At 59.9% G+C, this 23,743-nt stretch carries 23 protein-coding genes and 2 pseudogenes; 10 read left to right on the plus strand and 15 right to left on the minus strand.

What is annotated here, in order from left to right:
• Positions 1-180 precede the first annotated feature (180 nt).
• The 6 genes from E1958_RS17335 to E1958_RS17360 form a co-directional block, all read right to left on the minus strand.
• Positions 181-483 (minus strand): toxin, encoded by a 303-nt coding sequence (locus E1958_RS17335; RefSeq protein WP_133512985.1) that lies wholly within the window; start codon positions 481-483, stop codon positions 181-183.
• Positions 416-946 carry a DUF2442 domain-containing protein gene (locus E1958_RS21440; RefSeq protein ID WP_341765490.1) on the minus strand — a complete coding sequence of 177 codons (531 nt, stop codon included), beginning with the start codon at positions 944-946 and terminating at the stop codon, positions 416-418. The genes E1958_RS17335 and E1958_RS21440 overlap by 68 nt, the downstream gene beginning before the upstream one ends.
• An 81-nt stretch (positions 947-1,027) precedes the next feature.
• Positions 1,028-1,984 carry a toll/interleukin-1 receptor domain-containing protein gene (locus tag E1958_RS17345; protein ID WP_133512986.1) on the minus strand — a complete coding sequence of 319 codons (957 nt, stop codon included), beginning with the start codon at positions 1,982-1,984 and terminating at the stop codon, positions 1,028-1,030.
• Between the two features lie 87 nt (positions 1,985-2,071).
• Positions 2,072-3,022 (minus strand): c-type heme family protein, encoded by a 951-nt coding sequence (locus tag E1958_RS17350; RefSeq protein WP_133512987.1) that lies wholly within the window; start codon positions 3,020-3,022, stop codon positions 2,072-2,074.
• Positions 3,023-3,506: 484 nt separating this feature from the next.
• Entirely contained in the window at positions 3,507-3,863 is a 357-nt protein-coding gene (locus tag E1958_RS17355; RefSeq protein WP_133512988.1) for a ribulose bisphosphate carboxylase small subunit, read from the minus strand.
• Positions 3,864-4,003: 140 nt separating this feature from the next.
• A complete protein-coding gene (locus E1958_RS17360; RefSeq protein WP_089723962.1) occupies positions 4,004-5,422 on the minus strand; it encodes a form I ribulose bisphosphate carboxylase large subunit in 1,419 nt (472 codons plus the stop codon).
• Positions 5,423-5,733: 311 nt separating this feature from the next.
• On the opposite strand from E1958_RS17360, the gene E1958_RS17365 reads away from it, so the two are divergent.
• Positions 5,734-6,288, plus strand: coding sequence for an REP-associated tyrosine transposase (locus E1958_RS17365; RefSeq protein WP_133512989.1), 555 nt, complete (start codon positions 5,734-5,736; stop codon positions 6,286-6,288).
• A 509-nt stretch (positions 6,289-6,797) separates the two neighbouring features.
• Here E1958_RS17365 and E1958_RS17370 read toward each other — a convergent pair.
• From E1958_RS17370 to E1958_RS17390, 4 genes are all read right to left on the minus strand, one after another.
• Positions 6,798-6,995 (minus strand): type II toxin-antitoxin system RelE family toxin, encoded by a 198-nt coding sequence (locus E1958_RS17370; protein WP_133512990.1) that lies wholly within the window; start codon positions 6,993-6,995, stop codon positions 6,798-6,800.
• A gap of 494 nt (positions 6,996-7,489) precedes the next feature.
• Positions 7,490-7,768 carry a YgiT-type zinc finger protein gene (locus tag E1958_RS17380; RefSeq protein ID WP_133513013.1) on the minus strand — a complete coding sequence of 93 codons (279 nt, stop codon included), beginning with the start codon at positions 7,766-7,768 and terminating at the stop codon, positions 7,490-7,492.
• Entirely contained in the window at positions 7,765-8,079 is a 315-nt protein-coding gene (locus E1958_RS17385) for a DUF4258 domain-containing protein (protein ID WP_089723974.1), read from the minus strand. The genes E1958_RS17380 and E1958_RS17385 overlap by 4 nt, the downstream gene beginning before the upstream one ends.
• 369 nt (positions 8,080-8,448) lie before the next feature.
• Positions 8,449-8,853, minus strand: coding sequence for a hypothetical protein (locus E1958_RS17390; RefSeq protein WP_133512992.1), 405 nt, complete (start codon positions 8,851-8,853; stop codon positions 8,449-8,451).
• Positions 8,854-9,221: 368 nt separating this feature from the next.
• On the opposite strand from E1958_RS17390, the gene E1958_RS17395 reads away from it, so the two are divergent.
• The gene (locus E1958_RS17395) at positions 9,222-10,166 is read left to right on the plus strand and encodes a LysR family transcriptional regulator (RefSeq protein WP_133512993.1); all 945 of its coding nucleotides are present in this window, start codon (positions 9,222-9,224) and stop codon (positions 10,164-10,166) included.
• A gap of 338 nt (positions 10,167-10,504) precedes the next feature.
• A complete protein-coding gene (gene dxs / locus E1958_RS17400; RefSeq protein WP_133512994.1) occupies positions 10,505-12,421 on the plus strand; it encodes a 1-deoxy-D-xylulose-5-phosphate synthase in 1,917 nt (638 codons plus the stop codon).
• A 192-nt stretch (positions 12,422-12,613) separates the two neighbouring features.
• Here dxs and aceF read toward each other — a convergent pair whose 3' ends face one another.
• The 5 genes and pseudogenes from aceF to aceE all read right to left on the minus strand — a co-directional run bounded on the left by aceF (position 12,614) and on the right by aceE (position 18,541).
• Positions 12,614-13,972 carry a dihydrolipoyllysine-residue acetyltransferase gene (gene aceF / locus E1958_RS17405; RefSeq protein WP_133512995.1) on the minus strand — a complete coding sequence of 453 codons (1,359 nt, stop codon included), beginning with the start codon at positions 13,970-13,972 and terminating at the stop codon, positions 12,614-12,616.
• A 431-nt stretch (positions 13,973-14,403) separates the two neighbouring features.
• Positions 14,404-14,667 (minus strand): toxin-antitoxin system HicB family antitoxin, encoded by a 264-nt coding sequence (locus E1958_RS17410; protein ID WP_133512996.1) that lies wholly within the window; start codon positions 14,665-14,667, stop codon positions 14,404-14,406.
• Entirely contained in the window at positions 14,660-15,094 is a 435-nt protein-coding gene (locus E1958_RS17415) for a putative toxin-antitoxin system toxin component, PIN family (RefSeq protein ID WP_133512997.1), read from the minus strand. Before E1958_RS17415 ends, E1958_RS17410 begins: the two co-directional genes overlap by 8 nt.
• 323 nt (positions 15,095-15,417) lie before the next feature.
• Positions 15,418-15,579, minus strand: coding sequence for a hypothetical protein (locus E1958_RS20520; RefSeq protein ID WP_166664690.1), 162 nt, complete (start codon positions 15,577-15,579; stop codon positions 15,418-15,420).
• 297 nt (positions 15,580-15,876) lie between these two features.
• A pseudogene (gene aceE, locus E1958_RS17420) lies at positions 15,877-18,541 on the minus strand (pyruvate dehydrogenase (acetyl-transferring), homodimeric type).
• A 593-nt stretch (positions 18,542-19,134) separates the two neighbouring features.
• Between aceE and E1958_RS17425 the strand changes: the two are divergent.
• From E1958_RS17425 to E1958_RS17455, 7 genes and pseudogenes are all read left to right on the plus strand, one after another.
• Positions 19,135-19,527, plus strand: coding sequence for a toll/interleukin-1 receptor domain-containing protein (locus E1958_RS17425; RefSeq protein ID WP_133512998.1), 393 nt, complete (start codon positions 19,135-19,137; stop codon positions 19,525-19,527).
• On the plus strand, positions 19,436-20,290 hold the full coding sequence (locus tag E1958_RS17430) for a hypothetical protein (protein ID WP_133512999.1): 855 nt from the start codon (positions 19,436-19,438) through the stop codon (positions 20,288-20,290). Before E1958_RS17425 ends, E1958_RS17430 begins: the two co-directional genes overlap by 92 nt.
• Positions 20,291-20,333: 43 nt before the next feature.
• Entirely contained in the window at positions 20,334-20,519 is a 186-nt protein-coding gene (locus tag E1958_RS17435) for a hypothetical protein (RefSeq protein ID WP_133513000.1), read from the plus strand.
• 161 nt (positions 20,520-20,680) lie between these two features.
• Entirely contained in the window at positions 20,681-21,100 is a 420-nt protein-coding gene (locus tag E1958_RS17440; RefSeq protein ID WP_133513001.1) for an nSTAND1 domain-containing NTPase, read from the plus strand.
• Positions 21,049-21,645: an nSTAND1 domain-containing NTPase gene (locus tag E1958_RS17445; protein ID WP_133513002.1), complete on the plus strand. Its 597-nt coding sequence runs from the start codon at positions 21,049-21,051 to the stop codon at positions 21,643-21,645. Before E1958_RS17440 ends, E1958_RS17445 begins: the two co-directional genes overlap by 52 nt.
• Before the next feature lie 52 nt (positions 21,646-21,697).
• Positions 21,698-22,294, plus strand: a pseudogene (locus E1958_RS17450) (nSTAND1 domain-containing NTPase); the annotation flags it as partial.
• 76 nt (positions 22,295-22,370) lie between these two features.
• The gene (locus tag E1958_RS17455) at positions 22,371-23,291 is read left to right on the plus strand and encodes a WD40 repeat domain-containing protein (protein ID WP_133513004.1); all 921 of its coding nucleotides are present in this window, start codon (positions 22,371-22,373) and stop codon (positions 23,289-23,291) included.
• Positions 23,292-23,743 lie beyond the last annotated feature (452 nt).

Here is a 23,743-nt window from a genome sequence, read left to right on the forward strand (position 1 = left end):
GTTTGTCTCCTGTTTATCCTCCCGCTTGGCCTCGTTTTGTGTCTTCTTCTGCGGTGCCAGGTGATTGCTTCCAGGTATATTTACTCCGTTTTGGGGCGCCTGTTCTTCGGTAGCCTTTCCAGCACGCTGATTGTCATGATATGCAGCGCTTGCGGTTCGGCAGTAGGGTACGGCTACGGCTCATGGCGCCTTTGAAACTCTCCGCAGCGCGGAGCTTCGGCGTTCCCACGCGGCGCGTGGGAACGAGAGAATGATGGTTTTCAAGAAAATTTCCGCCTCATTTTCAACGAATGGAACCAAGTAGACGTAATTCCCCATATTCACAATGAACATTTTCTGATTGGGATATTTTGTTGGGTTCGGGTGCCCTATAATATTCAACACTCCATTGTTTTCAATATGATAAACAACCCGTTCAAAGGATACGTGGCGCTCCTGGATCAGTTGAGTGTTCTTTTCTGAATTCCAAGCAAAGCGTCTCATGCGCGAAATCTAGCTCGTAGGATGCGGTGAGTAACACGAACCGCATCAGTTGCGTTCCATTTCCATCGATGCGGTTCGCTGCCTGCCCCTTGTCTGCCGTGTTTGGATCTATCCCTGGGGAAGTAGGTAGGCCAGCACAGGCAGGCGTTCTTGGGGCAACGGGCAGGCGCTCACCACATCCTACATGCACTACGCGGCTTGCTTGGGAAACGGCAACTGAAAGCGTCCTGCGACAACGCCGGCCACCGTGAGATCCTCGTCCAGGCGCTTCCCAACGAAGCGCGCTACCATTCAATTCGAGCTTTACCTCCTTTAACTGCTCGTCGGAGGCTGTACTCAAGATCCTAAAGCGTTCCGCCGGGAACCCAAAGATGCGGCCATCCGTGAGCTCCAGGAAGATCATCCGCCCTTCCGACCATGCCCGGATCGCACAAGACTCATCATCGATGGTCATGGTATTCATTGAATTTCTCCAGAAACAGTTGCCGGTTCTCGTAGACCAAACGTTCGATTCCACGTAGTTGTTGGTGTTAGGGTTCGTCCCTCACCCCAACCTACGGCCCTGTCGGTTCAATTGATCAAGAAATTCCTGGCGTTGTTTCCCATCAGGAATCTGCTTCGCTAATCGCACGTACAGATCATCCCGGCTGGTTGCCGACTTGGCTTGGGTCTTAACAAGCACCTCAGCCATCGGGCCAATATGGACGGCCAGTATACACTCCACCTCAGCCAATTCTCTCGGGTCAAGCTGTTTTGGGTTACTGCTCGCCGGCGACTTACTCTGAACGACCGAACTGTCCGTTTCAGGTCCTGCGTCGCATGACTTGAAGTGGGCAATAAAACGTTTGCGGTCCTCGGTCTCCGGGATATGGGTTCCAAGCTGCTGGCATAGGTCACGGATGTCACGTGCCTTAAGCACATATTTTTTGACCAGAAACTTGGCTATCGGGCCCAGGTAATCCGTAAGCTCGCGCTCGATGGCGGCTAATACTTTCTCGTATTCGGCGGAACTGTCACCGTGAATGCACGGCTTGTCTTCCCCGTGGAGAGGCATGGGTGTCGAGGCGCCCTCAGCCGGTGGAGACAACTGTGGACGTTGCCCGGTGATGCCCCAGACAAGGCGCTGGATACCAAGGTTGTTCAGCCCACTGCGCAGATCGACCCAGGTACGACCGCAGAGAAACATGGGCAGGTCCACCTGCTCCGGTGCCCCCGGTAGTAGTACAGGGATCACCGGCCGCTGATTCTTGACCGCCAGGCGTAGTACCACCTGTACCTCCTCATCCTCCCATGGACCCAGGCCATCGCCAGCGATGAAAACCGCAACACTCCGCGAGCTGTGGATGCCGACCTCAAGCAGTTTTTGCCAGGGGACACCCGGCTGGAGCTCATCCTCGTCTAGCCATGAGACAAGCCCATAGCGGGCAAGCGCCTCCTTGATGGCACGAACGGTGGGCTTATCACTGCTGTTGTGGGAGAGAAAGACATCGTAATCGGTCATGATACGGAATGGTTGCTTTGGGTTTGTAACCGTTTAGCTCCCTCCCCTCGTTTTTGAGATTTCCAGAGTCATGCAACGAAGAATTAGTCAGTTACGTGCGATTCCTTCCTCGTTTCCATCCATAGTAGCAGGGGGGGCTAAACGGTTACTTGGTTTTTCACTATCCATGGTCTGTTCCAATAGCTGCATGGCGCTACTAATACTCAATCGCATCCGGTTGAATGAATGACCGAGAGAAGCGATCTGGTCATTTCCACGCACCTCCATCACAGGAGCATCCTGACCCTTGCTCATCTGATCCGCCATCTTCGTCATCCGATTGACCGGTCTGATCACAATAAAATACAGCATCAGATTGCCGACCGAGACGAGGATCAAGAATAATCCGACCAGCCTACTCATGAATGACAAAAATGCGTGGTTGGCTCTATCGAGGGGGGTTGTCATGGGTATCGAAACCACCTGTGCCCCGACGACCTCATTGAGCTGCCAGCCAAAGCCGTTATCATCGCCATAGCGAGCGATCATCGGAGCGGGTGCCTTGGCCGGTGTGCTGTGACAGGTCAAACAGCCTGGATTCTCGATCCGGATGGGCCGGGCAATAAACAACATATTCCCGGTCAGGGCATCGCGCTCACCGACAATCTCCGGTTCGTTTGGATTATGGACAAAATATTTGATCGCGTCTGTCTCCCAATCCGTTGCACGATCGATTGGGTTGGTGGGATTCAGGGCCGCCTCCTTATACGTATATTCCGGGTAGGCTCCGCGTATACCCTCGAAACTTTTGGTTGCCGCATAGGCCGACACGGCCTGTGGCAGAAAGGTATTTTTCATCCGCGAGGTCAGCAAAGGCCTAACCTCGTCGACCGTATAGCGACGGATAGACTGCGCCATTTCCATCATAATCCTGGCATTCAACAGAACTTCCTCGCGTGCGTTCTGCTCCAGCAGTTTATGTGTAGAATAGCCGGACACCCAGACACCCAGTGCCGAAAGCGGGATCAGCACCAGGTTGAATTTCATGCTCAGGCCCATATGCCCTCCGATTTAGAATGACGTGTAAGGATAAGTGTCGGGTGCCAGGTGATTGCTTCCAGGTATATTTACTCCGTTTTGGGGCGCCTATTCTTCGGTAGCCTTTCCAGCACGCTGATTGTCATGATATGCGGCGCTTGCGGTTCGGCAGTAGGGTACGGCTACGGCTCATGGCACCTCTGACTCTCCGCAGCGCGGAGCTTCGGCGTTCCCACGCGGCGCGTGGGAACGAGAGATACTGTAGGAAGAAAAGATCGGCTTCGCGTGCAACGGCTAAGAGAGCTTCCTTCGTCTACAGACTCACAGGCAGTTGGACGCTTCGGTAGGACGATATTCGGGAGTAATTTCTCTCTGTGCCCTCTGTGTCTCCGTGGTTCAAATCGAGTCCTTCTTCACGCCCTTGGCACCTTGGCAGTTCAACAAAAACCCCTACCCCGCATTGCGGAGCAGGGGGTGTCTCATTCAGGCGTTGCCTGAACGGACATCACACGGGCTTGCCGCGGAAGACGACCATCTCGGCGCCCTTGGACTGGGCGTAGTTGTCGAAGCCGATCAGACGCACATGGTTGTTGGGGTGGGCCTTGTGGCAGGCTTCGGCCTCGGCCAGCACCGTGTCCACGTCGGTCTCGCCGAACATGGGCAGCTTCCACATGTACCAGTAGTGGCTGAAGGCGTTCTCCGGCTCGGTGTGCTCGACGGCCGGATTCCAGCCCTTGGACACGATGTATTCCACCTGCTTGCGGATCTGGTCTTTGCCCATCTCCGGGAGATAGGAGAAGGTCTCGAACTTGCGGCTGTTCACGTCGCTCAGGCTGGACGCATAGTCTTGCATATCGCTCATTGGCTTGTTCCTCTACTTTAAGGATAGTTCGAAATTCGGATAGTGTCGCTGGGTGCGTGTCGGTGTCGGGCGATCGCGCCGGGCAATCATGCCGGGCGATCGCGCCGGACGATCATGCTAGGCGATCACAAGGATCGCCCCTACTTGTGGGCTACATCCAGCTTATCGACGGTATCGAACTCGAACTTAATCTCTTTCCAGGTCTCCATGGCGGCCTTGAGCTCGGGGCTGGAGGCGGCGGCCTTGGTGAGGACTTCCTTGCCTTCCTTCTCGACAGGAATGCCCTGGTTGCGGGCCTCGACGCAGGCTTCCAAGGCGACGCGGTTGGCCGCGGCGCCGGCGGCGTTGCCCCAAGGATGGCCCAGGGTGCCACCACCGAACTGCAGACAGGCGTCGTCGCCGAAGATGGTGACCAGGGCCGGCATGTGCCAGACATGGATACCGCCCGACGCCACCGGGAACACACCCGGCATGGAACCCCAGTCCTGATCGAAGAAGATACCGCGGCTGCGGTCTTCCTTGATGAAGGAATCGCGCATGATGTCGATCCAGCCCAGGGTCGCGTCGCGGTCGCCTTCGAGCTTGCCGACGACGGTGCCGGAGTGCAGGTGGTCACCGCCGGACAGGCGCAGGGCCTTGGCCAGCACACGGAAGTGGATACCGTGGCGCGGATGACGGTCGAGCACCGCATGCATGGCGCGGTGGATATGCAGCAGAATACCGTTGTCGCGACACCACTGGGCCAGGCCGGTGTTGGCCGTGAAGCCGCCGGTCAGGAAGTCGTGCATGATGATGGGGGCGCCCAGTTCCTTGGCGAACTCGGCGCGCTTGTACATCTCTTCCGGCGTCGGGGCGGTGACGTTCAGATAGTGGCCCTTACGCTCGCCGGTCTCTTTCTCGGCCTTGTGGATCGCCTCCATGACGAACTCGAAGCGGTTACGCCAACGCATGAAGGGCTGGGAGTTGACGTTCTCGTCGTCCTTGGTCAGGTCGAGACCGCCGCGCAGGCATTCATAGACGGCGCGACCGTAGTTCTTGGCGGACAGGCCCAGCTTGGGCTTGATGGTGCAGCCCAACAGGGCGCGGCCGTACTTGTTGAATTTGTCGCGCTCGACCTGGATGCCGTGGGGCGGGCCGTTGCAGGTCATGACGTAGGCGATGGGGAAACGCACGTCCTCCAGGCGCAGGGTACGCACGGCCTTGAAGCCGAATACGTTGCCGACCAGGGAGGTGAAGACGTTGACCACCGAGCCTTCCTCGAACAGGTCGATGGGATAGGCGATGAAGGCGTAGTAGCACTCGTCGTCACCGGGTACATCCTCGATGGCGTAGGCGCGGCCCTTGTAGTGGTCCAGGTCGGTCAGCAGATCGGTCCACACGGTGGTCCAGGTCCCGGTGGAGGACTCGGCGGCGACGGCGGCAGCGGCCTCTTCACGGGGCACGCCCGGCTGGGGGGTGATCTTGAAGCACGCCAGGATGTCGGTGTCCTTCGGCGTGTAATCGGGCATCCAGTAAGTCTCGCGGTATTCTTTGACGCCCGCACTGTAAGTCTTGGCCATTGGCATATGTCCTCTTGGGATTGGATAGTGAAGCCGGCACTACTGCCGGCATTGAAACCGGGGTCCCGTCTGCCGGGTGCCCCGCGACGGAACCTGGCGGCATTATTAGGGAATGCAACTATAATTAATAGTCAATATTTCTGATAAGTGATATAAGTAATAGCTTATGATTACCCGATTGTCACGAGCCGATCCGCCGGCTTGCCGGCACCGGGTAGTGGTAGGGTCCGCTGTGCGGACCAAAAACGGCTGTGGTTCCACTGCGGCCTGCCCGTGGATCACTCGACACTCAACACAAAGGAGCGGTGCCATTGACCAGCTGGCGGCGGGTATACCAACCGGGCGGAACCGTCTTCTTCACCCTGGTCACCGAAGGTCGGGCACCTATCCTGACAACATCTGACGGCCGTCGCATCCTGCGCTCCGTCATGTCGGCGTGCAGAGAGCGCTGGCCGTTCAAGATCCCCGCTACCGTTCTGCTTCCGGATCATCTGCACACAATCTGGACCCTCCCAGACGGCGACAGCGACTATTCGACGCGCTGGGCATGGCTCAAAAAGGAGTTTACGAAGGCCTGGCTTGAAAGCGGAGGCACCGAGCAAGTTATATCCCTGTCACGTAGGAGCAACCGTCGCCGCGGGGTTTTGCAACGGCGTTTTTGGGAACACACAATCCGCGACGAGCGGGATTTTCAGCGCCACCTGAATTACATCCACTACAATCCGGTCAGGCATGGATACGCGGACTGCGCCGTGAAATGGCCCTGGTCCTCGTTTCATCGTTATCTTCGGAACGGGATGTATACAGCGGAATGGGGCTGCACGGAGCTGTGCTTCACCGACATCGAGCATACCGTTGGGGAATAATGCTCCGACGGTCCGCGCCGGGGATTCTTCGCCGACATTTTCGCAATGGTTCGCAATCTAATGGTCCGCACAGCGGACCCTACGGCTTCACCGACACCGAGCATACCGTTGGGGAATCATGCTCCGACGGTCCGCGTTGGGGATTCTTCGCCGACACTTTCGCAATGGTTCGCATAATCTAATGGTCCGCACAGCGGACCCTACGGCTTCACCGACATCGAGCATACCGTTGGGGAATAATGCCCCGGTGGTCCGCGCTGGGGATTCTTCGCCGACACTTTCGCAATGGTTCGCACAATCTAATGGTCCGCACAGCGGACCCTACCGCGGTAGGGTCCGCTGTGCGGACCAAAAACGGCCGTGGTCCTACTGCGGCCTGTCCGTGGATCACTCAATATTACCCACAGCGGGGCTTGATCGACGCCGGAGCGTCGGGATCTGCTCCCACGCTGGAGCGTGGGAACCAGCCGCGGAACGGGTCCGGAGGACCTGCCGGCATCCGGAGCGTGTTACCGGCGATAAATGTTCCGGCGGTGTCCAACCTTGATGATATGGATTAGCAGTCGGTCGTCACGGATCTCATAGACCACGCGATAGTCGCCGACCCGCAGGCGGTACAGGATGTCACTACCGCTTATTTTGCGGGTGCCTGACCCGCGTGGGTTGGATGCCAACCTGTCGATCGTCGCGCCTATGCGTCCTTGCATGTCGCGGGGTAACACCAGTAGGGCTTGGTGAAGCACTGCGCTTGATCTCGATGTGATAGGTCATTCAAGGCCCAGCTCCGTCTTGACCCTTTCCCACGGGATGGTCGGTTCACCCGAGACCTTGCGTGCAGCTTCTAAGTCTTCCAAGCCTTCAAGCCACTCTATTAGAGCAGTGTACTCCGCAATGGGTAGTAAGACTGATAGGCGCTTGCCATCGGAGTCAGTAACGAAGTGGGGGTGTAATCCGGTCATGCTTCAATCTTCGGCTCTTTATGGATTTCAGACCGCTGACGATCATGGAAGGGTACCACCGGACGTTTTGGAGTGCGGCGGCAATTTTACCTGGGTATCGGCGGAAACCCGTGGGGCTCGGTGTAACCGAGGGGTTGCCACCGCATCCTCCGGGCTGGCCCGTTACAACGCCTCCCGGATGATTGGTTTCAGGAGTAAAGGCTTGCCGTCAGTCACTGTTCGACCTCAAGCAAAGCGGTGAGTCACACGGTCGGTCGAATGGCTTTGTTAGGCCAATTTTCTGCAACCGTAAATGACTGCCCAAGCATTTTCAAACAGCTGAATTCCTGCTTGCGTAATTTGCCTCGAATTTCCTCGAATGATTTGACTACATCCTCGGCATACAGCCTCTCTCCACAATGGAGACACACCTCGGCAGCGACTTTCATGGAAACCGTATTTCTTCCACCTCTCAGCAGCTTTTCCACCTGTTTGGTTTCCACCTCACCACCACACACAGGACACTTCTCGAATGGCCTCATTTTTTCACCCTTACTCTCCAATCAATCCACCGTTCAGTATCCGGCCGATAAACCGTAATCAATACCGCCCATCGGTTTTCCGGATTATAAGCCCAAACGCTGTGGATTGCGTCTCCCGAGAAATTTCTACCCAGAATCAAACAGCTTGGGTATGGTTTATCTTTAGGATAATCCTCGATGACCTCACCTTGAACTACCGACAAATAGATTTCTTCGTATGTCAGGTTGTCATCGTCTGCTTCTTCATCGGCATGGTCGGTTATCCTCACCCGACCATTCCGAATGGCATTGATTATGTTTTCTATCTCCATGCCTAATTTTTCCAGACCAAGGTCGTACTTATGCCTGCGAGCATTGGCGGGCTCTGTCCAAGGAGTTTCCCCCGGCAGACGGTGTATGAGCATGATAGCAAGTGGAGCCGGAATCGCTACTCATGGATTCCGCAGAAGACCCGAAGATTCAAGATCCCCATAGGCCAGTGATATCCTCGAGTGCCTGCCTATTTGGATCGAGCAAAAGGAAGCATCGGATATGGGCATCCTTCAGATGTGTGTTAGGAAAAATATTCGGGAAACTGGATTACAAACAAGTCCCCGTATAAAGGAGCTTACGCGCCATGCCCACGAGACCGAACCTGACGCCAAGCCCGGAGGCCGGTTTGCCCACCAGGTCGCCGAGTTTCATCTCACGACTTGCAGGGTCTTATCCGGGTGCCGGGGGCAGCGGGGCGTGTCCTGTTCGTCGTAGTGAATCTTGAGCATCAGGGTTTCGCATCCCTCGACCGGGCAGGCGAGCCGGATGAAGGAGTACGCCGGAGACCCGGGCAATTGGGCACCTTGGGCCTCCCCAAGCCTGGTTCCGGTTGGGGCACCGTAGAAATCCCGTCGATTCAGGTAGCCCAGCGGTTTATCCTGGAAATGGAGTCGGACCGCGGCGCAGCGATGGTCCTCAGCGAAATACCGAGCCAAGGCGTGGAGGGCGGCGTCGATTTCCGTCTCGGCATCCAGAACCAGGGTCACCTCTGTCTCCGCGCTCGCCAGGGGCCTCGCCGTTATGACGGTCTTGAGCTCGTCGAGCCTTGTCATCGCTTCAATCTCCCACGCAATCGAACGATAATGATTTTCCAGTCGGACGCGGGCGCAGTATATCCCTCGGACCCAAGCAGCGTGCGCTATTATCGGCATTTGTCGGGAACCTGGGCGCAAGGTTCCACCCGCAGCGCGGTGATGCTTTTTTAGAAACCACGAATGAACACGAATGGACACGAATTCGTGTCGATTCGTGTGAATTCGTGGTTGATGGGTGCAAGTGAGACCGAATGCGTCGTAACTCCCTCATCTTCCGAAGATTACGCAGATTTTCACAGATGGTTTCGTTTTTAATCTGCGAGAATCTGCGTAATCTGTGGATAGATTGAAGCGACCGGACCATCTTTCCTATACTCAATCCGTATATGAACGTCTCCCTGCGTCAGCTCCGGGTGTTTGAAGCGGTAGCGCGGCTATCGAGCTATACCCGCGCCGCCGCCGAGCTGCATCTGACCCAACCGGCGGTGTCGATGCAGGTCCGTCAGCTCGAGGAGGAGGTGGGTCTGCCCCTGTTCGAGAAGCTGGGTAAGCATATCCGCCTCACCGAAGCGGGACGGGAGCTCTTTCACTACAGTCGCAGTATCGACCGCTCTCTGCGGGAGATGGAGGAGGTGGTCGAATCCCTCAAGGGGGTCAGTCGGGGCCGCTTGAGTATCGCCGTGGCCAGCACGGTGAATTATTTCGCACCGCGCCTGCTGGCGGCCTTCCATCAGCGGTATCCGGGCATCAGTCTGCGGCTGGACGTGACCAACCGGGAGCGTCTGGTGCATCAGCTCCAGGCGAACGCGGTGGACATGGTGCTGATGGGCCAGCCGCCGCAGAGTGTGGAAGTGGAATCCGAGGCCTTTATGGACAACCCCCTGGTGGTGATCGCCCCCCCCGAACACCCGCTGGCCGGAGCCCAGTCCATCGGCATCCAACGCCTGGCCGAGGAGGTGTTCGTGATGCGCGAGTCCGGCTCCGGCACCCGTCAGGCCATGGAGCGCTTCTTCGGCGAGCGCGGCGTTACTATCCGCCACGGCATGCAGATGACCCGCAACGAGGCCATCAAACAGGCGGTGCGGGCGGGACTGGGCCTGAGTGTGGTCTCGCTACACACGCTGGAGCTGGAGCTCGAGACCAGGCGGTTGGTGATCCTGGACGTGGCGGGCTTCCCGCTCGCGCGCCAGTGGCACCTGGTCTACCGGCGCGGCCGGCGCCTCTCACCCGCCGCCCAGGCGTTCCGGCAGTTTGTGCTGGAAGAGGCCCGTGGCCTGGCGGAGCCTCTGCCGGCGGTTCGATCCGCGGGCTTCCAGTCGCCTTCTGTTTGAACCACAAAGGATATTTTTTGTCCGTAGATTACGCAGCTCGTAGGTTGGGCAAAGCCGCCAGGGACGGCGGCGTGCCCAACAAATCATTTAAATATTAACCACTACCGATTTTTTACAGAAGCACTCCTTTCCGATTCGCGCCGATTCGTGTGATTCGTAGTTTTCCTTCGATGCGGTTCGCTGCCGGGCGAACTATTTTATCCACAGATTACGCCGATTCTCGCAGATTGTTCCATTCTTAATCTGCGAAAATCTGTGTAATCTGCGGATAGATGCCCTTATGCGGTAAGGTTAGGCTAGACTACCATCCCAACCTTTGATCCATATCGGTCCAGTGCATGCCTACCCCCGAATCCCGCACTCCGCATCCCGCAGCGAGCCGCTTCCCGCTGCTCTCGCGCATCGAGCTCCCCGCCGATCTGCGCCGGTTGCCGGCGGGTCGCCTCCCCGCGCTGGCCACCGAGCTGCGCGAATTTCTCATCGACAGTGTCTCCCGTACCGGCGGTCACCTGGCGGCAGGGCTCGGGGTGGTGGAGCTCACGATCGCACTGCACTATGTCTTCGATACCCCGCACGATCGGCTGATCTGGGATGTGGGCCATCAGGCCTACCCCCACAAGATCCTCACCGGCCGCCGCGCCCGCATGGGGAGCTTGCGGAAACGGGGCGGGCTGTCGGGATTTCCCATACGCGACGAGAGCCCCTACGACACCTTCGGCGTGGGGCACTCGAGCACCTCCATCAGCGCCGCCTTAGGGATGGCGCTGGCCGCCCAGGCCAAAGGCGAACGCCGGCAGACGATCGCGGTGATCGGTGACGGCGCCCTGGGGGCCGGCATGGCCTTCGAGGCCCTCAACCACGCCGGGGCCCTGGAACCGAACTTGCTGGTGGTCTTGAACGACAATGGGATGTCCATCTCGCCACCGGTGGGGGCCATCAGTAGCCATCTGGCACGGCTGCTCTCCGGCAAGCTCTACACCAAGGTGCGTGAGGGCGGTAAGTCCGCTCTGCGTCACCTCCCCCCACTGAAGGAGCTCATGGGCCGCTGGGAGGAGCACATGAAGGGCATGGTGATGCCCGGTACCCTGTTTGAAGAGCTGGGCTTCAACTATATCGGCCCCATCGACGGTCACGACCTGGGCTCCCTGATCACCACCCTGCGTAACATGAGGACCATGCCGGGACCCCGTTTCCTGCATGTGGTCACCCACAAAGGCAGGGGCTACCGGCCCGCCGAGGGGAAACCCGTCACCTATCACGGGGTGACGCCCTTCGATCCCAAGACCGGCGCGCCGCGGAAGCAGGCAGGCACCCTTACCTACACCCAGGTCTTCGGCGACTGGTTGTACGCTGCAGCGCGCGCGGATCGGCGGCTCATCGGCATCACGCCCGCCATGGGCGAGGGCTCGGGCCTGACCCGATTCGCGGCCAGCTTCCCGGAGCGCTATCTGGATGTGGGGATCGCCGAGCAGCACGCCCTGACCCTGGCCGCCGGCCTGGCCTGCGAGGGCCTCAAGCCGGTGGTGGCCGTCTACTCCACCTTTCTGCAACGGGCCTACGACCAGCTGATCCACGACATCTGTCTGCAAGACCTGGACGTGACCCTGGCCGTGGACCGGGCCGGACTGGTGGGCGCCGATGGGGCGACCCACGCCGGCAGCTTTGACCTCAGCTACGGACGTATCGTGCCGAACCTGGTCATCATGGCCCCGGCGGACGAGGCCGAGTGCCGGCGTATGTTGCAGACCGCCTTCCAACACCCAGGGCCCGCTATGGTCCGCTACCCGCGCGGCGCGGGTCCGGGCGTTGCCGTCGAGCCGGGGCTCCAGGTCCTGCCCCTGGGCAAGGCGGAGCCGCGTCGTGCCGGCCGGGACGTGGCGTTGCTCGCCTTCGGGACCCTGGTGGCCCCCGCGTTGCAGGTCGCAGAGGCCTTGGATGCCACGGTGGTCAACATGCGATTCATCAAGCCCCTGGATGGGGATCTGATCTTGGAACTGGCACGAACCCACCACCTACTCGTCACCCTGGAGGAGAACGCCGTGGCCGGCGGTGCCGGCGCAGCCGTGTCCGAGCTGCTGGCCGCAAGGCAGGTGGCGACACGCTGCCTCCACCTCGGCCTACCGGACCGCTTCCTGGACCAGGCCACTCAGCAGGAACAGCTCGCCGACTGTGGCCTGGATGCCGCGGGCATCGAAGCGGCGGTACGTAATGCCCTGAGTGAACATGAGCCCGCGGAACCGCCCACGCCGGATTGAGTATGGAAAAATCGATCCGGTCGCTTCAAATGCTAAAATACACAATCGATGCGATTTGCTGCCTGCCCGCGGCCAAAAACTGTGGCCTCGCTACCGCCGGATAGATCTATTTTTTATCCACAGATTACGCCGATTCTCACAGATTATTCCGTTCTTAATCTGCGAAAATCTGCGTAATCTGCGGATTCAAGATCAGAGCAACAGGCTCCGAATGTCTTCCAGGAGTTCCCGCAGCAGGCCGGTGAAGCGCACGGCCTCGGCGCCGTCGATCACTCGATGGTCGTAGGAGAGGGACATGGGCAGGATGCGACGGGGAATGAAGTCCTTGCCGTTCCAGACCGGCTTCATCTCCGTGCGGGAGACGCCCAGGATAGCGACTTCCGGGACATTGACGATGGGGGTAAAGGCGGTGCCGCCGATGCCGCCCAGGCTGGAGATGGTGAAGCAGCCCCCCTGCATGTCCCCAGGCAGTAGCTTGCCGTCCCGGGCCTTGGCGCTGGCCTCTGTGAGCTCGCGGGCGAGCACGTAGATGCCTTTTTTGTCTACGTCCCGAATGACCGGGACCACCAGCCCATCGGGGGTGTCCACCGCTACGCCGAGGTGGGTGAAGCCTTTGAGCACCAGGCGCTCGCCGTCGCCGGTGAGCGATGCCTTGAGGTTGGGAAACCGGTCCAGGGCCTTGGCGACCGCCTTCATCAGGATCGGCAGGAAGGTGAGCTTTACGCCCTCCTCGGCCGCGGCCTCCCGCCGGGACGCACGAAAGGCCTCCAGGTCCGTGATGTCTGCCGCGTCGTGCTGGGTGACCTGGGGGGCGCTGATCCAATTCAGGTGCAGACGGCTCCCGCTGATCTTCTTGATGCGCGGCAGGGGGACGAGCGCGACCTCGCCGAACTTGGCATAGTCGATCTCGGGCGCGGGGGGGAGCCGGAAGGGCAGGCCGGCCTCCGGCGCGGCGGCACCGCGGGCTAGGGTCTTTTTGACATAGTCCTGGACGTCGGTCTTGAGGATGCGCTGCTTGGGCCCCGAACCTTCGACCAGGGTCAGATCGACGCCCAGCTCGCGGGCGAAGCGGCGCACGGCGGGGCTGGCGTGGGGCTTGCGTCCCTTGGCGATGGCGGCCAGGTCTTCCGGTCGCGTAGGGACCGGGGCCCGACGACGCTCCGCCTCGCCCGGTCTTGGACTGGCTGCCTCCGGCTCGGTCACGGGTGCGGGGGTCGATTCAAGCTTAGCCGGGGTCTCCTTTGGGGTCTCCGCCGGGGTCTCCTCCGGTGCGGCTGCCAGCGCAGCGGCCTGGGCCTCGGCCGCCGGGGCCTGGGGTGCCAAGGTCAGTACCGGATCTCCTTGGCTCAGCTTGTCTCCTACCGCCACCGCGACGGAGACGACCTCGCCGGCCAGGGGCGAGGGGATTTCCATGGTCGCCTTGTCGCTCTCCAGGGTGATCAGGGACTGATCGACGCTGATCTGGTCGCCGGGTTGTACCAGGATCTCGATGACCTCCACATCCGAGAAGTCCCCGATGTCGGGGAGCAATACGTCTTGGGCCGTTGTCACGCTGAGTCCTCTAACATGGGAATCATTTTTTTGCCGCAAATGAACGCGAATCAACGCAAATGAGTCGCAATTGATTCATCATCATCGACTGTCGCGCTCGGAACGCCGTCTTGTCCGCTCCAGCGGACTAAGCCCTCCTGTGCTGATAAGCGTTGGCTGCTAGCCTACCTGGACGCTTAATCGACGCTGGAGCGTCGAGATTTGCTCCCACGCTGGAGCGTGGGAGCCAATCGAAATCAACCGCTATGGACTGAAAGTCCATAGTTTGGTAGTGGTTAATATGTTAGTGGGTAGATAGTAAAAACCATGGAAGTTTAAACGATTACATATCAATTACTTTAACTCTATCACTTTGAAATTTACCACTACCCATGCACAAAAGAAACACCGCGGAGGTATGCCCGTGTTAACTGCCTTTGTTAGCTACAGGTCTATTTTACAGCGTCCCAATCTGGAATCTCTTTATTGTTTGGCACAGCATCAAGCATGTTTCCGACTTTCGACTTCAACTTAGAAATATTTTTTTTCGATATACGCTCGTCAATCATCGAAATCGCTTCTACTTGGCTTAACTGTGTAGTTAAAAAATAATTTGCTAAGTTATTTAGCGAAACACCTTGATGCTTAGCCTCATGCTCTAAACGAGCCTTTAGTTCTACAGGCACTCTCAACGTAACAGTTTGTGTTTTACTCATTTTCACGCCTCCAAAGGTGATAAAAATCACCGGGAGTTATCGCTTTAAATGGATAGCTCTTTAATTCGCCTTTTCTGAAATCTTTAACATTAGATGTAATCAAAAACCGACTATTGCTTGTGAAAGCACACTCCACAAACAAATTATCATTTTCATCTGGTAAATTCGGCCTAAGCCGGTAGTAAATAGAGTGTTTTTCAGCCAATAACACAAGCAAATCAATGACATCTTCAATGTGGTTGGCAGTTAAATCTAACTTCTCTAATATTTCCGTTCTCTTCAATACATCGTCGTACTCAAGCACCACCGCTGTTGTAAGAGCAATATTTAGTTTTTCTTCTATTATCAATCGGATAATAAGGTGAGAAGCCCCGTTTCGACTCAACAAGGCCGCAAGAAGAACATTTGTATCTAAGGTAACTATCATTCTAAAAATGATAGTATATACGCATACATCAGGCAAGACTGGATTTTGAGAAAGAACGAAACTTTACTTGCAGCTAACGGCTTGGCTCAGGCGTAAGTTCTACTCCAACCGACACCCGCGTGGAGCTCCATGATATGCACCCGCAGATAGGCGGCACAGATAACCGTTGAGAATTTAGGAGCTCAAATTCTCCGGACCGACGGCTCAACAACAACACGCACTGGGTCGCGGGCGGAAGGGTGAGGGAATCCGGATACAAAACCACCTCTTTCGGGCGTGGATATCTGATAGTCAAGAATGTCTTCCGCTCTCGATTCAACTCTTCAAAGCATGGCGATCCGGTAAATCCGCCTTTCATCATTCGTACGATGAGTGATAAAACAACGGTTTCGCTTCGGGGCAACAGTAGCGGTTGCCTCGTCGAGATGCCTGGCGACCGCCTGCAACAGCTCATCGGGGAGAGTGAGGAAGCCCTGTTCAATCATAGGACGCAACCGCAGTAGAGGCCGGATAGAGACCGCTAAAGAAGCCCTTGACGCTTCTTGGCGTAACTGACCCGTAAAGTTTGCATAGCGAATTTGCCTGCCCCTACGATATTAGAAGCGGATCGCCATTCTCTGAGTTCTCACCAATATGATGAAACTGAAAATGACCACGTCATCACTGTCACAGAATGGCGTGAATCGACTTCCCCAGCCGCATCTTTGGTGTTTTCTTGTACAGATTTTCTTCTCATTGAAAGCCTAACAGGCAATGGCCTCACTTGACCCTGATACTACGCTTTACACCGTGGCCGGATTGGGCTCTTCCCGGACGATCCGGTGCATTTTGCGACAGCCTCCGGAGAATCTTCCGGGCCGCAGGGGAGTACCTCGTCGCGAGGGCCTTTGGAGGGCGGCCAGCATGTAGCGGCGGGTTGACTCCGGAAGTTAATCGCAGCTGTCTGCGCAATGGTGTCGTTGCCCCACGGTACCCAGGACCCGGTACCGCCGGGGGACGAAGGGACGGATCTGGTCCGCCAGGGCTTGGATGTAGTCGGTGGCGGCGATGATCGGGCCGCTGGTGGGGCCGAGCTGCTGTTCCACATAGCTCCGCCGGGGTGCCTGCTGCGGATGGAGCAGATTCCAGCGTTCCACCTCCATGCGCCGCAGCCGGCTGTGGAAGCTGCTGGTGACGCCACGTCCACAGCAAGTGACCGCGGCGAAGTCCTGCTCCAGGAGCTCGGCCGCGGCCAGGGCCTCCCGCAGGATGGCGCCGGAGCCCAGGAGTTGGACCCGCTTTTCCATTTTTTCCATGGCCGCGCCGGTGCGTACCTGGTAGATGCCCTTGAGGATGCCTTCCTCCACGCCCTCCGGCATGGCCGGCTGGACATAGGTCTCGTTCATGGCCGTGATGTAGTAAAAGCGGTCCTCCTGCTCTTGGTACATGCGGCACAGGCCGTCCTGGATGATGACCGCCAGCTCGTAGGCGTAGGCGGGGTCGTAGGCGATGCAGTTGGGGATGGTGGCCGCGACCACCGGGCTGTGGCCGTCCTGGTGTTGCAGGCCCTCGCCGGCCAAGGTGGTGCGCCCCGCGGTGCCGCCGATCAGGAAGCCGCGGGCGCGCATGTCGCCGGCGGCCCAGGCCAGGTCGCCGATGCGCTGGAAGCCGAACATGGAGTAGAAGATGTAGAAGGGGATCATGCTCTGGCCGTGATTGGCGTAGGCCGTGGCGGCGGCGATCCAGGACGACATGGCGCCGGCCTCGGTGATGCCTTCTTCCAGTACCTGGCCCTGCTTTTCCTCCCGGTAATAGAGGAGCTGATCCGCGTCCACCGGCTTGTAGAGTTGGCCCACCGAGGAGTAGATGCCGAGCTGGCGGAACATGCCTTCCATGCCGAAGGTGCGCGCCTCGTCCGGGATGATGGGCACCAGGTATTTACCGATTTCCTTGTCCCGCACGATCAGGGTCATGATCCGCACCAGGGCCATAGTGGTGGACATCTCCTTGTCGCCGCTGCCTTCCAGGAGGGGGCGGAAGACCTCGAGCGCCGGCATGGCAAGCTTGGAGGCCGTCGTATCGCGGATCGGCAGGGGGCCACCCAACGCCTCGCGGCAGTGGTGCAGGTAGCTCATCTCCGGGCTGTCGGCGGGGGGCTTGTAGAAAGGGGCGGCGCCGATTTCGTCGTCCGAGACCGGGATGTTGAAGCGGTCGCGGAACTCCTTCAGCGCCACCTCGCCCATCTTTTTCTGGGAGTGGGTGATGTTCATGCCCTCACCGGCCCGGCCCATACCGTAGCCCTTGACCGTCTTGGCCAGGATCACCGTCGGCTGGCGCTTATGGGCGACGGCGGCCGCATAGGCGGCATAGACCTTGATCGGGTCGTGACCGCCGCGGTTGAGGCGCCAGATGTCCTCGTCCGTCATATTGGCGACCATGTCCGCCAGCTCCGGGTATTTGCCGAAGAAGTGCTGGCGGGTGTAGGCACCGCCCTTGGCCTTGTAGGCCTGGAAGTCGCCGTCCACATCTGTGCATGCGTTTGAGCAGGATGCCGTCCTTGTCCCGCGCCAGCAGGGGATCCCAGTAACCGCCCCAGATGACCTTGATGACGTTCCAGCCGGCGCCGCGGAAGTCCGCCTCCAACTCCTGGATGATCTTGCTGTTGCCGCGCACCGGCCCGTCCAGGCGTTGCAGGTTGCAGTTGACCACGAAGATCAGGTTGTCCAGGCGCTCGCGGGCCGCCAGGGCGATGGCGCCCATGGCCTCGGGCTCGTCCATTTCGCCGTCGCCCATGAAGGCCCAGACCTTGCGCTGCTCGGTATTGAGCAGCCCGCGGTCCTGGAGGTAGCGCATGAAGCGGGCCTGATAGATAGCCATGATGGGACCTAAGCCCATGGACACGGTCGGGAACTGCCAAAAGCCCGGCATGAGCCAGGGATGGGGGTAGGAAGACAGGCCGTTGCCGTCCACTTCTTGGCGGAAGTTGTTGAGCTGTTCCTCGCTGATGCGCCCTTCGAGAAAGGCGCGGGCATAGATGCCGGGGGCGGAGTGGCCCTGGATGAAGACCAGGTCCCCGCCGTGATCCTTGGTGCGGGCGTGCAGGAAATGGGTGTAAGCGACGTCGTACAGGGTGGCGATGGAGGCGAAGCTGGCGATGTGGCCCCCGAGCTCGGAGGCGATTCGGTTGACATGGACCACCATGGCCATGGCGTTCCAGCGCACGAAGGAGCGGATCCGCCGCTCCATGGCGGGATCGCCCGGAAAGCGCGCCTGCTGTTGGATCGGGATGGTGTTCACATAGGCCGTATTGGCGCTGTAGGGCAGATGGGCGCCGGAGCGCCGGGCCTTGTCGATAAGGCATTCGATCAGGAAATGGGTGCGCTCGACACCCTGGTTCTCCAACACGGCCTCCAGGGCGTCGAGCCATTCCTGGGTCTCTTGGGGATCGATGTCGGGCTGGTTGGTCATGGTTGTTCCGTAGGTCGGGTCAGGCCAGGGCGACGGCGGTGGCTGGCGACGGAGGCGGCCGGCACGGGCGGAAAACGGGAACAGTATATAGGGTTACCCGGAGCGCTTCCGCCGCAATGTCCGGGCACCGGGGTGAGGGCGTATGAACGGCTGCCGGTCGTTTGTCGGACCCGTCCGCCGTCCCCTGGCACTCGTTCCCACGCTCCAGCGCCTGCCTGTGCGTCCCTGCACGCAGACAGGTGGGAACGCCGGCTTGTCCGCTCCTGCGGACGCAGCTCCTCGGTGCTGATCGGCGTTGGCGGTTAGAGGCTGTCTAATAAAAGGGCCGTAGGCGGTAGGCTGGGTTGAGGAACGAAACCCAGCTTTTATGGGCAAGCCTGGTTTGCTGGGTCTCGTCCCTCGACCCAGCCTACCAGCTACCATTTTCAGCAGTGATGATTATTCGGTAGCCCTGAATGGTCTCCTCCCACCGCTGGCCCCAGGGTCCATTATCGGCTAGCATCCTTTCCATCGGTGAGGAAATGGACAGGCAGCGGTGTCCCATTCCCCACCCATCGGCCGACGCGCCCCGAGCGAGATTGGGTATCCCATAGATGGCCTACACGCCGGGTTTCGACTACGACCTCTTCATCAGCTTCAGCCACCGGGATAACGCGCCGCGTCCCGGGCAGGATACCGGCTGGGTAGAAAGATTCGTAGACTATCTGGAGTGGTGGCTGGGCAAGCGCCGGGGCCTGGCCGGGCTCAAGATCTGGTGGGACCAGCGGCGTCTGACCGGCGCCACCGAGCTGGATCGCTGTATCGAGCAGGATCTGGGCCGTACCGCCTTGCTGGTGGTCCTCCATTCCCACAACTACCGCAACTCGGCGTATTGCAAGCAGGAGCTCGACTGGTTTGTCGCCGCCGCCAAGGTTCCAACCACTCGGGCTTGCCGTCAATGGCGAGCGGCGCATCTTCAATATCCTGATCAACAAGATTTCGCATGAGGAGTGGACCGACTCAGGCCATTGGACCGAACCCCTGGCCGGCACACTCGGCTTCAAGTTCCACGACGCTCCCGATGACCAGGACGCCTTCGGCGATCCCATCGAAGACTCCGACCCTGCGCGCTACGACACGGCCATGCGGCCTATCGTCGATGCCGCGACCCGCCTGCTCAAATCATTTCCGGCACCGCAGGACGGCCCGGAGCCGTCGCCGACCGACCAACCCGCCGGGGATCGGCTGCCCGAGATCCTGATTGCCGACGTACCGGATAGCCAGGCCAAGCTGCGTAAACGGCTCATTGCGGAAATCGGCGACCGAGCGCGCATCGCCGAGCCGATCCCGCCGCCCTACCCGGCCGCCGAGCATGACACCGCGGTGCAGCGGGCCCTGGAGCAGGTCGAGCTGAGCATCCATCTGCTCGACGGCTGGCCGGGCCGAGCAATAGACGGTGGTGAGCACAGCTATTCGCGCCGCCAGGCCGAGCTCGCCCAGGCGGCACCCGCCCGCTCCCTGTTCTGGCTGCCGGACTCCCTCGACCTCGCTGTCTTGGATGATGCGGACCATCGGGACTGGCTACGGGCCCTCGAGACCGACGCCCGCTCCGGTGCCGGCTATCAGCTCCAGCGCAGCAGCCCGGTGCGGCTGATCGAGGACGTCCTGGAGCAGCTCGCCGGGCTCCGTACCGACCAGGCTGATACGCAGGCGAAGCGTACCATCGTCATCGATCCGCATCGCACGACCCGCACTATGGCTTCGATCTGAAGGCAAGGCTTGAACGCCGGGCACCGGTGCTTTCGAAGCTGAGGTGACCCATGACGGCGCCGAGCCTGCCGACCGCTGGACCGATTTCGAGCAGCGCGTCGAACACGCGCGCGAGCTGATCGTGCTGTACGGCCAGGTCGATCCGAAGTGGGTCCGCAGCCGTATCGAACGCGCCTGCTGTAGCCGCTACCCAGGTCGGTGGTGGAACCCTACCCTGGAGACCATCTAAAAGCTTCTACTTCGCCCGACTGCCCCGGTAGCCATGCCCCGCCGCCCTACCGCCCCGCCACGCTTTGCTCCGGGTGCAGGTGTTGGATTAACACCGATAGTGCTGCCATCGCCGAATCCACGGTGGAACGATACTTCAGGGTTCAGGGTCCGCCGAGGGGCATGAATCGGCAGCCGACGCCCAACCCCTTTGTCGGTCTGCGGCCATTCGAGCGTGCGGACAGCCTCTACTACTTCGGCCGCGATGCCCAGATCCAAGCCCTGCTCACCTCCCTACACCAGAGCCGCTTCCTGGCCCTGGTGGGCAGCTCCGGCTGCGGCAAATCCTCACTGATCCGGGCCGGGCTGATCCCGGCCCTGGAGGCCGGCTTCCTGGTCCAGGACCGGGACCGCTGGCGCATCGCCACCTGCAAGCCCGGCGAGACGCCCCTGATGCAATTCTGGCTGCATTCTGCTGGCGGCGACCGATCATCAGGACTTGGCGACGAATTCCGGTGGTGGGACCCGCATACCCGCCTGCCGGACCTCAATTGCTGGAAGAAGGCGTCGAGGCGGCCCTGGAATGCCTCGGGCCCACACTGAAAGACGACCACACCAATCTGCTGCTGCTGGTCGACCAGTTCGAGGAGCTCTTCCGTTTCGGTCAGGACTCAATCGAGACCCAGGGGGCCGGGACCCAGGCGGCCACCCGCCGCGCCGAGGCCGAGGCATTTGTCGATCTGCTGCTGCAGCTGGCGAGCCGCGACCGGCTGCCGGTCTATTGCGTCATCACCATGCGCTCGGATTTCATCGGCGACTGCGACGCCTTCACCGGCCTGCCGCAGGCCATCAACCGCGGCCAATTCCTGGTGCCACGCCTGACCCGGGTCCAGCGCCGAGAGGCCATCACTGGCCCGGTCCACCTGACCGGCGAACGCATCGCGCCGAGATTAGTGGACCGGCTGTTGAACGAACGGCTGGATACCCGGGATGACCTGCCCATCCTGCAGCATGTCCTCATGCGCTGCTGGGACGCCTGGTCTGAACACTCGGCGGCATCACCGGACGGGCCGCATGACCAGGGTCCCATCGACCTCCGGCACTACGAGCAGATACAGACCATCCGTGGCGCCCCTGGAATACAATAATAGCCGATGAGGTCCTGATTACTTCCCTCAGTGCAGCAGTGCACGGAGCTGGCATCGACGGTTGTTCCAGGCCCTCACCGAGGTGGACCTCGGCAATCGCCGCATCCGCCGGCCCACCCGCCTGAGCCAGCTCTGTGCCATCACCGGCGCGACCGAGCCGCAGATCAGGCATGTCATCGACTGCTTTCGCCAAGGGGGAGAGAAGAGCGGTCGTAATTTTCTGGTGCTGTCCGGGGATCGGGATCCCATGATAGACATCTCCCACGAGAGCCTGATCCGCCAGTGGAAGAACTTGTGGACATGGGTGGATCAGGAGACCGCAGATACCGATATCTACCGCCGGCTGGCCGAGACCGCCGGCAAGCACAGCGAGGCCGAACCGCGTTTCTATCGGGACGCGGCGCTGCAAGAGGCCATCGATTGGCAGCGGCGACAGCAGCCCACCGCGGCCTGGGCCGAACGCTATCGGCCTGGCTTCCAACCGGCCCTGGCGTTCTTGCAGGAAAGTCGCCTGCTCCGCATCCAGGAGCACCGCGAGCGCCGGCAGGCACGTATCGAGCGAAAGCGGTTGCCGCGGAAAGATCCGATAAAGATCGGCAGGGCACGCCCCGTAACTGGAGCCCAGCTCAAAAGTCCTGGCCGTACCTGATAAGCTGTTACCGGCCGGCTATGCCCCTTTGAAACTATAATTAACATCGAACTGATTCAACATCATCCCTTTGTCCATGAAGAGAAGGCCGTTCAGCCCCGATGGCAAGCGGCTGGCGAGCGGGTCGCGGGACGAAACCGTGCAATTGTGGGACGCGGCCAGCGGGCAACCCATCCGTACCCTCACCGGCCATAAGAGCATGGTCACAGCCGTCGCATTCAGCCCCGACGGCAGCCGACTGGCGAGCGGCTCGGGTGATGGAACCCTGCGCTTGTGGAATCCGACCACCGGCGAGCCGATCCCTATCCTCATCGGGCATGAGGACAGTGTTTGGTCCGTGGCGTTTAGTCCGGACGGCAAGCGGCTGGCAAGCGGCTCGGGTGATGGAACCCTGCGCTTGTGGGACCCCGCCACCGGCGAGCCGATCCGTATCCTCACCGGCCATAAGGGCAGTGTTTGGTCCGTCGATTTCAGCCCCGACGGCAATCGGCTGGCGAACGGCTCGTCTGATCGAACCGTGCAAGTGTGGGACGCGGCCAGCGGCCAACAACCCATCCACACCCTCACCGGACATGAAGAACCGGTCAATTCCGTGGATTTTAGTCCTGACGGCAGGCGGCTGGCGAGCGGCTCGGATGATCGAACCGTGCGGGTGTGGGATGTACGGGTCTCGATTTTGCTCCTGAATGGATCGGCGCCGTCGCCCCGTGCAGCCTTGATCTCCGAGACCCTGCAGCGATTGTGGCGATTGCGCTTGGACGGGCTTGACATCGAACCCGAGACCTGGAATTGGCTCTGGCCGCGCGACGGCTATTATGTGGGTCAGGAATTCAGTATCGACATCCGGCCTGCCGCGGCCACCGCCGATCCCCACAGCAAGCCGATCCTGCGCAGCTTCAACATCCGTCCCCTGCTGGATCCGCCGCCGCCAGGCAAGGACAAGCTGGACCAGCTGTTGGATTGGCTTGCGGAGCAGGAACCGCGGCTGCGGCCCTGAAGATACGGTGAGCCGGTAGGACCTCTGGCTCCCACGCTCCGGCGTGGGAGCCGATTCCCGACGCTCCAGCGTCGAAAAGCCTGAAGGTGAGCCTCCGTGACGCTGGAGCACCATGAAACCCTGTCCCGAGCGGCGCGAGGGAGCTTGGCCGCTGAGCGGCCACACTTGCGTTCCCACGCTGGAGAGACTGTGAAAGAATTTCCTCTTTTTCGCTGACCGGTAACGCTTTCTCTCGTTCCCACGCGCCGCGTGGGAACGTGGAAGCTCCGCGCCGCGGAGTGTCTCGGAAACTCGTAGCCACTGCTGCATGGGCCTGATGTGCTTGATTTTCATGAGGATTCAGCTCCATTGAGAACGCCCCCTAGGGTTCCGGTCACCCCGAGGGGCGTTCCCAACTGCGGCTTCGGGTAGGAAAACGCATCAAGCACAGTGTGCCTATCGATAGTTAAACC

Source organism: Candidatus Thiosymbion oneisti, from assembly GCF_004359955.1.
GTDB lineage: Bacteria > Pseudomonadota > Gammaproteobacteria > Chromatiales > Chromatiaceae > Thiosymbion > Thiosymbion oneisti.